Below are 10,217 nucleotides of genomic sequence, written 5' to 3'. Positions count from 1 at the left end.
TGATCCGCGAGCCACGGGTGGGATCGCGCCGAGAGCCTCGACGTGAAGAGCACGTCCTCGCTGCCCGCGATGCTGACGGCAGCGCCGAGCAGCGATCGCGAGGTCGGCGCCCACCTCGGTCCACCACTTCGCCTGCTCCTCGGTGTCGATGCCGTCCACGCAGATCCGCACGCCCAGCTCGTGCACGGCCGGGACCAGCGCGGTGAAACGAGGATCCGCACGCCACAAGACGTTCTCCGGCACCAGCACGAACGCCACCGGCAGCTCCGACAGCCACGCCAGCTCCCAGGGGCCGAGCCCGAAGTCGTCGAGCGCCGTCAGGACGCCGATGCGGGCGAGCACCGCGAGGTTGTCGGCCGCGTCGGCCATCCGCAGGACCTTGGTGGGCATGCCGACCATCAGCCGATCAGCCGCGAGCCCGGTCTCCTCGAGCACCCTCACCACTCGCGACACGAGGTCCGCGTCGGCCGCCTGGTGCGCGGTGAGCCGCACGACCAGCGGGTGGTCGAACCGGCCACGCTGCCGCCACCACACCGACTGCCCGCCCGCGACCCGCAGCAGCCACTCGCCGAGCGGCAGGATCAACCCGGTCGACTCCGCCAGTTCCACGCACCGGTCGTGCGCCAGCGCCTCGCCGTCCGGCCGGTCCCAGCGCAACGCCGCCTCGACGCCACCTGTAGCACCGTCGGCCAGCCGCACGACCGGCCGGTACCGCACGGCGATCTCCCCGTTCTCCCACGCAGCGGGCAACCGAACGGCCAGCGCGTCGTCCCTGCGGTCCTCTGCGTCCTGCCCCGCGTGGAACACCTCCCACTGCCCGCGTCTGCCCGTCTTGGCCTTGCGCAACGCCCGTTCCGCCGCGCGCAGCAGGTCGATCGGCTCCACGTCGGGGCTCGGCCGATGCACCACGCCGGCACTCACCGACACCGCGAGCCCGTGACCGTCCACATAGGCCGGTTCAAGCAGGTCCTCGTTGATGCTCTTCATGATCGCGCCGACGTCCGGGGTGGTCGCCGTGTTCTCCACCAGGACACCGAACTCGTCGCCGCCGATCCGCGCGATCATCGCTTTCTCGCCCGCCAGCAGGACTTCCAGTCGTCCGGCGACGTGCTGCAGGAACCGTTCGGCGTTCCGGGCACCGAAGCTGTCGTACAGCATGCCGAACGCGTCGAGGTCGATGTGGAAGATCGTGACGCCGTACCGGGGATCCGCGTTGCGCAGCGCGATCTCCAGCTGAGTGGTGAAGAACTGCCGGTTCGGCAGGCCGGTCAGCACGTCGTGCAGCGACTGCCGCTTGAGCTCGCCCTGCAGGAGCGCCAGTTCCGTGCCGTCCTCGACCACCACGACGAAGTAGGTCGGTGTGTCGTCGGCACCGCGCAGCAGTGACGCGGTCAGCGTCAGCCGTGCCGCCTCACCGTCCTTGCACAGCATCCGTTGCGACTGCCTCACCCGCTCCACCGCACCGCTGACCAGCTCGGCCATCGCGTTTCGCAGCATCTCGGCGAAACCGGGCGCGACGAGGTCGACCAGCGAGACCCCGACGAGGTCCTCCGGGGCATGCCCGAGGATGTCGGTGACCGCCGCGTTCACCTTGAGCAGCCGTCCGTCCAGGTCGACGATCAGCACACCGTTGGTCGACGACGTGACGACCTCGTTGAAGCGGGTCTCGCTCTCCCTGAGGTTCCAGTTCGCGTCGTGCACCGCCTTGAGCAGCGACTTCTGCATGCCTTCCTGCTGCGTCAGCACGGACTCGACGTTGGCGCCGGTGAAGCCGCATCCGAAAGCGCCCAGCGCGAGCGCGACCCGTTCCGCGTACCGCTCGACCGGGCGGAACTCCGGCAACCCGAGCAGGCCCTTGCCCAGCACCTCCGTGGTGCAGCGCAAACCGGCCTGCCCGAGGTGCCCGAGCGTCACGAGTTCCTCCCCGGCCTGCTCGACCGCGGCGGTGCTGAACGGCTCTTCGTGCAACAGCGCGCACAGCGAGTCGAGACGGGTGCGCAGTTCCACCTCGAGCTCTTGGCATCCCATTGGAATGGCCACGGTCTTGAGCAGCAGGTAGGACCATTTCCGGGCAAGTGTCAGCCGCGCCTTGGCGATGTCCTGAGGCGACGGCGTGACGTCTGAAATTCGACTCGGGTGGGACATTCGAGGTCTGCCTCGCAATGGGCTGAGATGCCGGGCAGCTTACCCGCGGACTGCCGACCGCATCTCGACCGACCGTGTGACTCGCGCGCTCGATCGGCTTTCCTACGGCTTACGACCGACACCGGCGTAGGCGATCTTGTTCATTTCCGGATGATCCGAGAAGTCGCCGGGTCCGCCAGGCCGCCATTCCCCCAGTCCCACGAGCCCCGGCTCCACCAGTTCGAAATCACCGAACATCGCGGCGATCTCGTCCCTGCCGCGCTGGACGACCTGATCCCCACCCGCGGCGTTCACCCGCGCGGCCGCGGTGCTGGAGCCCTCGTCGTCGTGATCCGAGGTGAGGTGCGTGATCGCGACATGACTCCCGCTGGGCAACGCCTCGAGGTACTGCTTCATCAGGCCCCACGGGTCCGCCTCCGTCGGCACCCAGTGCAGCATGAGCAGCATCAGCAGCCCGATCGGCTCGTCGAAGTCCAGGAGCCTGCGCACCTCGCCGCTGTTCAGGATGCTGTCCGGGTCACGCAGGTCGGCCTGCACCACTCCGACGCGGTCGTTGCCCAGGAGGATCAGCTCGCTGTGCGCGACGGCCACCGGATCGCGATCCACGTACACGACACGACACTCCGGCTCCTTCTTCTGCGCGACCTCGTGCACGTTGGCCACGGTCGGGATCCCCGATCCGATGTCCAGGAACTGCCGCACCCCCTGGTCGATCATGAACCGCACCGCTCGGCCGAGGAACGCCCGGTTGACCCTGGCCGCACTGCGCACATGCGGCATCACACTTTCGACCTTCCGGCCCATTTCGCGATCCACCGCGAAGTTGTGCGCGCCTCCGAGCAGGTAGTCGTACAACCGTGCCGCGCTCGGCACGGATACGTCCACACTCTGCGGAACCCAGTTGTGCACCTCGGCCACAGCGATCACCTTTCCCGGTCGCGGGCGCACAAGCCTAGTCATCCGGCATCGCACACAGCTGCGCCACCAGTGTGAACACAGGCCACCCGATCGGGCACTGTCCGATCGACCGAATGCCTTTTACTGTGGTCACCTTCTTCACACGTCGCGAGGAGCGATGATGTCCGCCCCTGCGGCCGCTGAAATGATTCGCGCTCACCGCGAATTTGCGGCGTGAGTGCGATCCCAACGCCATCCCCGCCAGTTGGAGGTTGTTCCCCAATGCGTCTCCGTCGGCTCTGTGCCGCCGTATCGCTCGCATTGCTCGGCACCGCGCCCGTTCCGGCGAACGCGGACGAAACCAGTTGTCAGGACGTGTACACCCCCGTGAGCTTCGGGCTCACCCAACAGACCATGTACGGCAGGCTGTGCATACCTCCGGGTGCGACGACGGTCCAGGTTCTCGTGCCCGGCGGGACCTACACCGGTGCGTACTGGGACATCCCGGTCCACCCCGAGGTCCACTCGGTGCGGCAGGCGATGAACAACGCGGGCATCGCCACCATGACGGTGGACCGGATCGGTAGTGGTAGAAGCAGCAAACCGCTGAGCGCGCTGGTCACCACCGTGAGCCAGGCGGAAGCGGTGCACCAGGTGATCGGGAGGCTGCGCCCCCGCTTCCAGAAGGTGCTCGTCGGCGGCCACTCCGTCGGCTCCGCGATCGCGATCGCGGAGGCGGGCAACTACCGCGATGTCGACGGGGTGCTGGTCACCGGCCTGACCAACCAGATGAACTACATCACGGTGGTACCCGCGCTGGCCAACATGATCCCGGTGACCCTCGATCCACGCCTGAGCAGCCTCGGTCTCGACCCCGGTTACCTGACCACGGCGCCGGGAGCCCGGTACGACACGTTCCACAAGCCCGGCCCGCTCGATCCGGCCGTGATCGACTACGAGGAGTCCACAAAGGACGTCTACACGTCCGGTGAGGCCGTCACCACCATCCTGATGAACAACATCGTGATCCCCGCGAGCCGTGCCATCACCGCACCGGTGATGACCGCCCAGTCGACCGGGGACCACTTCTGCGGTACCCCACCGCTCGGCTCCGACTGCTCGTCCGCCGCGGCGCTCGCCGCGTCGGAGCGGCCGTTCTACGCGCAGGCGTCACGGGTGGACGCGTTCGTCCTCACCGGCTACGGCCACTGCTTCAACTTCGCGTCCGCGGGCGCGGCCGAGTACCACGCGGCCGTGGTCGCGTGGCAGCGAAGCATCTAGAGGTTCTTCAGGAACTCGCCCGCGTCCAGCGGGCCGCCGAAGCAGGCGCCGATCGCGAGGTCGGCGCCCGCGTCGTTCCACCACTTCGCCTGCGCCTCGGTGTCGATGCCGTTCACGCAGATCCGCACGCCGTGCTCGTGCACGGCCGGGATCAGCGCGGCCGAGCGCGGGTCCAGACGTCGTGCCAGGTCCGGCGGCACCAGCACGGACACCACCGGCAGCTCGGAGAGCCACGCGAGGTCACGCGGACCGAGGCCGAAGTCGTCGAGCGTGATCCGCACGCCCATGTCCGCCAGCGTGGTCATGTTGTCGAGCGCCTCGGCGACCTCAAGAACGCCCACGGGCATGCTGATCGTCAACCGCCCGTGTGGCATGTCGGTGTCGTGGAGGACCTTCGCCACGCGGGACGCCAGGTCCGCGTCGGTCGCCTGGTGGTGCGTGAGCCGCACGCCGAACTGCTGGTCCAGCTCGCCGCGCTGCCGCCACCACTGCGACTGGCCCGCGGCGATCCGCATCAGCCACTCGCCCATCGGCAGGATGATCCCGCTGGCGTCGGCGAGCTCGGCCGGCCGGTCCGAGAGGTCCCAGTGCAGGACGGCCTCCACGCCGGCCAGGTCACCGGTCGCCAGCACGCGGACGGGCTGGTAGCGCACGCCGATGTCGCCCTGCTCCCAGGCACCGGGCATCACCACGGCCAGCGCGGCGTCCCGGCGTTCCGCGGCGTCCTGGTTGGTGTGGAACAGCTGCCACTGGCCGCGCCGGTTCCGCTTCGCCTGCCGCAGCGCCAGATCGGCCGTGCGCAACAGCTCCACGGGGTCGATGTCGGGTGACGGCCGGTGCACGACGCCCGCGCTCACCGACACCGCCAGGCCGTGATCGTCCACATAGGTCGGTTCGGCGAGGTCGGCGTTGATGGTGGCCATCGTGGTCGCGATGTCCGGTGTGGCCGCGGTGTTCTCCACCACGATGCCGAACTCGTCGCCGTCGAACCGCGCGATCATCGCCCGTTCGTGGGACATCAGCGCCCGCAGCCGGCGGGCCACGTGCTGGAGCAGGTGCTCGCCGACCCGCGCGCCGAGGCTGTTGCACACCAGGCCGAACGCGTCCAGGTCGAGGTGGAAGATCGTCACGCCGAACTCCGGGTCGGCGCGGCGCAGCACGGTTTCCAGGTGCGAGGTGAAGAACTGCCGGTTCGGCAGCCCGGTCAGCACGTCGTGCAGCGACTGCTTGCGCAGTTCTCCTTGCAGCAGCGCGAGTTCCGTGTCGTCGTCGGCGATCACGAGCACGTGGCTCGCGCGTCCCTCGTCGTCACGCAGCAACGACGCCGTCAGCGTCACCTTGGCGAACTCACCGTCGGCGCGCACGAGCTGCATCGGTTCCCGCTCGAACTCGTCGCGTTCGGCGAGCACCTTCTCCATCATCTCGCGGAACACCACGATCGACGTCGGCGCGATCAGCTCCGCGAGCCGCGTGCCCGGTTCGGGTGCCCCGCAGAGAATGTCGCCGATCGCGTCGTTGCCCCAGATCAGCCGTCCGTCGAGGCCGACGATCAGCACGCCGCTGGTCGACGAGGACGCGAAGCCCTCGAACTTGGCCTCGCTGTGCCGCTGGTCGCGTTGCGCGTCGTGGGCGGCCTTGAGCAGCGAGCGCTGCATGCTCTCCTGCTGGTCCAGGATCGAACGGGCGCGGGCAGCGGTGAACCCGCACGCCAGCGCGCCGATCCCACCGACCACGCGCACCGTGTGCTGGTCCGTGCGGCGGAACTCGTCCAGCGCGAGCAGGCCCTTCCCGAGCACGTCGACGGTCCGGCGCAGGCCGGGCTCGTTGACGTAGCCGAGAGCGACGAGCCGCTCGCCCACCTCCTCGAAGGGAGCAGGGTCGAACGGCTCGTTGTGCAGCGCCGCGCACAACGCGTCGAGCTGGGCGCCCAGTTCAGCGTCCAGCTCGTCTCTGCTCAGCGCGACCACCACGACGCTGCTGATCAGGTAGCTCCACTTGCGCGCCAAGGCTTCTCGCGCACGGACGGTGGCGGTGGTGTCCTCACTTGGAGCGGCATCGGGTTTTCGGCTCGGTTTCGTCATTCCCGTTGCCCTGTATGGGTTTGAAGAGTGTCCGGCAGTTTACCCACCGGGAGTCGACGCCCGCTGCGCCGACAGTGTGAAACTCTGACACTACAGGGTGGTTTCAGCCCTTACGACCGACCCCTGCGTACAGGAACATGTTCATGCTCGCCTCGTCCGCGATGTCGGCGGGACCGTCCGGGCGCCACCCGCCACAGCCGACCAGACCGGGCTCGACCAGCTCGAACCCGTCGAACAACGCGCTGACCTGCGCGTGCGTGCGCATGTGCATCTGGTCCGCGCTCCTGCTGCGGTTGACCACCTCGGCGGCCTGGTCGACGCTGGCGTCGATCTGGTCCTTGGCGACGTGCGTCATCACGATGAAGCTGCCCGCGGGCAGCGCGTCGCGGTAGGCGGCGACGAGCTTCTGCGGGTCGTCCTCGTCGGGCACCCAGTGCAGCATCAGCAGCATCAGCAGCCCGACCGGCTCGTCGAACCGCAGCAACCCGGTGAGCTCCGGACTCGACAGCACGGCCTCGGGATCACGCATGTCGGCCTGCACGATCGCCGCGTTCTCGTTGTCAGCCAACATCAGTTGACTGTGGGCCACGGCAACCGGGTCCTTGTCGACGTACACGACCCGCGCGGCCGGGTCGCGTTCCTGCGCGACCTCGTGCACGTTCGCGACCGTCGGGATGCCGGAACCGATGTCGAGGAACTGCCGGACGCCTTGTTCCATCAGGAAGTTCACCGCCCGCCCGAGGAACCGGCGGTTGAGCCGGGCGACGCTGGGCAGTCCCGGCACGAGCTTCTCGATCTGGGCCCCGACCTGCCGATCTGCGGCGAAGTTGTGGGCGCCGCCGAGGATGTAGTCGTAGACGCGGGCCATGCTCGGCACGGTGGTGTCGATGCCGAGGGGCACCCAACTCCGGGGCTCTGCCACGGTGCACACCTCTTCGGTTAGTGCGCGGTACGGAGGAAGACGCACGAGCTTAGTCACCCGAGCGGCTACTGCGCTGAACCAACAGAGTGACCCCGGAACCACCCGATCGGGCACTGTCGTCTTCCCCCAAACGGCTCCTAGGGTGGTCCGTCCCCATCCGGCCCAACTCTTCAGGAGTCTGGATGCCCGTCCCGGTGGCACCCCGCCGCTGGCCGTTACTAGGGCACACCCCGGCGATGCTCACCCGGCGCGCCAGGTTCACCGACGCGCTGCACGAGCACGGCGACGTCGTGCGCCTGGACCTCGGCCCGCTGCGCGCGTACTTCGTCACGGACGCCGCGCTCACCCACGAAGTGCTGGTGTCCCAGGGCTCGAAGTTCCGCAAGGGCGCGATGTTCGACAAGTTCCAGCCGTACCTGGGGACCGGTCTGCTGCTGTCGAACGGCGAGCACCATTTGCGCCAGCGCCGGCTGATGCAACCGGCGTTCCACCGGGAACGGATCGATTCCTATGCCTCGACAATGGCTCGTGCTGCTGCTGCGCTGGCTGCGCGCTGGCAGCCGGGCGAGGTCCGCGTCATCGAGAACGACATGCAGGAGCTCGCGGTCACCGTCGTCGGCGAGACGCTCTTCTCGGCGGAGATCGGCGCCCGCGCGGTCGAGGAGGTCCGCCGGTCCATCTTCACCGTCATCCAGCAGGGCATGATCCGCGCGCTGTCACCGTCGTTCGTCGAAAAGCTCCCGCTGCCGGGCAACCGCGAGTTCGACACGGCCATCGCCCGCATGAGAACCGTTGTGCAGCAGGTGATCGAGAGCTGGCGCGCCGACGGCACCGACCACGGCGACGTCCTCTCCACGCTGCTGCTGGCGGGCATGACCGACGAGCAGACCTACGACGAGGTCCTGACCCTGCTGACCGCCGGCATCGAGACCACCGCGATCGCCCTGGCCTGGGCCCTCTACGAGGTCGGCAACAACCCGGAGGTCGAACACCGCCTGCACACCGAACTCGACTCGGTGCTGGCCGGCCGCCCACCGACCTTCGCCGACGTGGACGCCCTGACCTACACCGCCCAGATCGTGCAGGAAACCCTGCGCCACTACCCGATCTGGTTCGTGATGCGCCGAACCCTCACCGAAGTCGACCTGGGCGACGCCCACCTCCCCGCAGGCACCGAGGTGATCGTGAGCCCGCACGCCCTGCACCACGACGAGCGTTACTTCCCGGACCCCCAGCGCTTCTCCCCGGACCGCTGGACCCCGTCCTTCACCGCCTCCCTGCCGCGCGGCGCGTTCGTCCCGTTCGGCGGCGGCACCCGCCAGTGCCTGGGCAACACCTTCGCCACCACCGAGATCGTCATCACCCTCGCGACCATCGCGAGCCGCTGGCGACTCATCCCCACCCGTCCGGCGCGCGTGAAGTTCACGTCCGCCCCGTACCCGAACGGCCTGCTGATGAAGGCCGTCCCCCGAAACTAGCTGGAGGTCCTCTCCCATGCGTTTCCGCCGGTTGTGCGCCGCGACCTTGCTCGCCACCGGAGCACTGCTGACCCCATCCCCCGCCTCGGCCGCCGTCTCCTGCCAGGACGTCACCTACCCGGTGCGGATCGGACTGACCCCTCTGGTCACCTCGCTGGAAACCATGGCCGGCAGGCTGTGCGTCCCCACCGGTGCCACCACGGTCCAGGTCCTGATCCCCGGCGGCACCTACGACCGGGCGTACTGGGACATCGGCTTCGAACCGGAAACCCGCTCGTTCACCCGATCCCAGAACGCCGCGGGCTTCGCCACCCTGGCCCTCGACCGCCTGGGCACCGGCCAAAGCTCCAAACCGCTGAGCACCTTCGTCACCGCCTCCACCGAGGCGAGCGCCGTCCACCAGGTGATCCAGGCCCTGAAACCCAAGTTCCCCAAGGTAGTCGTCGGTGGCCACTCCATCGGCTCGGCCATGGCCCTGATCGAAGCAGGCACCTACCGCGACGTGAGCGGCGTCCTGGTGACCGGCTTCACGCACAAGATGAACGACATCACCGTGATCCCGGTCCTGGCCAACATGATCCCCGCAGGCCTGGACGCCGGTTACCTCACCACGATGCCGAACACCCGCTACAACTCGTTCCACACCCCGGGCCCGCTGATCCCCGGCGCCATCGCCTTCGACGAGTCCACGAAGGACGTCTTCGCCGCCACCGAGGCCGTCGACACGATCCTCCTGAACACCGTCATCACCCCGATCTCCCGCAACATCAACGTCCCGGTGCTCCTCGTCCTGGGCGACGACCACCACTTCTGCAGCTCCGGCATCCCGCTGATGGGCAGCGACTGCTCGTCCCCCGCCGCCCTCAAAGCCGACGAGTCCCCCTTCTACCCGTCCGCCCCCACCTTCGACACCTACCTCCTCGGCGGCTACGGCCACTCCATCAACTACGCCCCGAACGCCCCCGACTACCAGGCCGTGGTGGCCACCTGGGCCCAACGCCTCTAGCTAAACTCGGGGGATGGACGAAGAGATCCACGAGCGGGTCCGCGACTTCATCAGGGCCATCCCACGCGGACGCGTCGCCACCTACGGCGACATCGCTGATCTCGCCAAGGCCCCGTCGCCACGGCTGGTCGGCCGCATCCTCAACGAGGACGGCCACGACCTGCCGTGGCAACGAGTGCTCAAGGCCGACGGCACCTGCGCCCCGCACCTGCGCGACACTCAGCTCCAACTGCTGCACGAGGAGGGTGTCCCCAACCTCGACGGCAAGGTGAACCTCCGGGAGTACCGCTGGGAAGACGCCCGCAAGGAAGAACTCCCAGGCCTCTGGTAACCCCCGCGAAGGCGACGCCGAGCGGCTCGCTCACGCGCGGCTCGTGACGGGACCACCCCACCCAAGCCGCGGATCA

The 10,217-nt window shown here is 68.5% G+C and carries 8 protein-coding genes; 4 read left to right on the top strand and 4 right to left on the bottom strand.

Features of this window, described 5'->3' with window-relative positions:
* Positions 1 to 2,007: putative bifunctional diguanylate cyclase/phosphodiesterase (locus tag ACWEIJ_RS28550; RefSeq protein ID WP_449840314.1), on the bottom strand; the 2,007-nt coding region annotated here is incomplete at its 3' end.
* A gap of 240 nt (positions 2,008 to 2,247) precedes the next feature.
* Positions 2,248 to 3,105 carry an SAM-dependent methyltransferase gene (locus ACWEIJ_RS28545; RefSeq protein ID WP_449840313.1) on the bottom strand — a complete coding sequence of 286 codons (858 nt, stop codon included), beginning with the start codon at positions 3,103 to 3,105 and terminating at the stop codon, positions 2,248 to 2,250.
* Between the two features lie 312 nt (positions 3,106 to 3,417).
* Between ACWEIJ_RS28545 and ACWEIJ_RS28540 the strand changes: the two genes are divergently transcribed.
* On the top strand, positions 3,418 to 4,323 hold the full coding sequence (locus tag ACWEIJ_RS28540; protein WP_449840312.1) for an alpha/beta hydrolase: 906 nt from the start codon (positions 3,418 to 3,420) through the stop codon (positions 4,321 to 4,323).
* Here the strand turns inward: ACWEIJ_RS28540 and ACWEIJ_RS28535 are convergent.
* Both ACWEIJ_RS28535 and ACWEIJ_RS28530 read right to left on the bottom strand, forming a co-directional pair.
* Complete coding sequence (locus ACWEIJ_RS28535) at positions 4,320 to 6,329, bottom strand: putative bifunctional diguanylate cyclase/phosphodiesterase (protein ID WP_449840311.1); 2,010 nt, start codon at positions 6,327 to 6,329, stop codon at positions 4,320 to 4,322. The genes ACWEIJ_RS28540 and ACWEIJ_RS28535 overlap by 4 nt on opposite strands.
* A gap of 178 nt (positions 6,330 to 6,507) precedes the next feature.
* Positions 6,508 to 7,326, bottom strand: coding sequence for an SAM-dependent methyltransferase (locus ACWEIJ_RS28530; RefSeq protein WP_449840310.1), 819 nt, complete (start codon positions 7,324 to 7,326; stop codon positions 6,508 to 6,510).
* A 182-nt stretch (positions 7,327 to 7,508) separates the two neighbouring features.
* Between ACWEIJ_RS28530 and ACWEIJ_RS28525 the strand changes: the two genes are divergently transcribed.
* Genes ACWEIJ_RS28525 through ACWEIJ_RS28515 form a run of 3 tightly spaced genes read left to right on the top strand, consistent with a single transcriptional unit; the run spans position 7,509 to position 10,141 of the window.
* Positions 7,509 to 8,804, top strand: a complete 1,296-nt coding sequence (locus ACWEIJ_RS28525; RefSeq protein ID WP_449840309.1) for a cytochrome P450 — start codon at positions 7,509 to 7,511, stop codon at positions 8,802 to 8,804.
* A 16-nt stretch (positions 8,805 to 8,820) separates the two neighbouring features.
* The gene (locus ACWEIJ_RS28520) at positions 8,821 to 9,810 is read left to right on the top strand and encodes an alpha/beta hydrolase (protein ID WP_449840308.1); all 990 of its coding nucleotides are present in this window, start codon (positions 8,821 to 8,823) and stop codon (positions 9,808 to 9,810) included.
* Positions 9,811 to 9,823: 13 nt separating this feature from the next.
* A complete protein-coding gene (locus ACWEIJ_RS28515; RefSeq protein WP_449840307.1) occupies positions 9,824 to 10,141 on the top strand; it encodes an MGMT family protein in 318 nt (105 codons plus the stop codon).
* The last annotated feature ends 76 nt before the right edge of the window (positions 10,142 to 10,217 follow it).

The organism is Lentzea sp. NPDC004789, from assembly GCF_053601075.1.
The sequence above is the reverse complement of the archived record's forward strand: the minus strand, read 5'-3'. Positions and strand labels throughout refer to the sequence as shown.

Excerpts from the sequence above, each read along its gene's own strand:
- ACWEIJ_RS28520 (WP_449840308.1), top strand. The coding sequence starts at position 8,821 with ATGCGTTTCCGCCGGTTGTGCGCCGCGACCTTGCTCGCCACCGGAGCA.
- ACWEIJ_RS28525 (WP_449840309.1), top strand. The coding sequence starts at position 7,509 with ATGCCCGTCCCGGTGGCACCCCGCCGCTGGCCGTTACTAGGGCACACC.
- ACWEIJ_RS28545 (WP_449840313.1), bottom strand. The coding sequence starts at position 3,105 with ATGACTAGGCTTGTGCGCCCGCGACCGGGAAAGGTGATCGCTGTGGCC.
- ACWEIJ_RS28515 (WP_449840307.1), top strand. The coding sequence starts at position 9,824 with ATGGACGAAGAGATCCACGAGCGGGTCCGCGACTTCATCAGGGCCATC.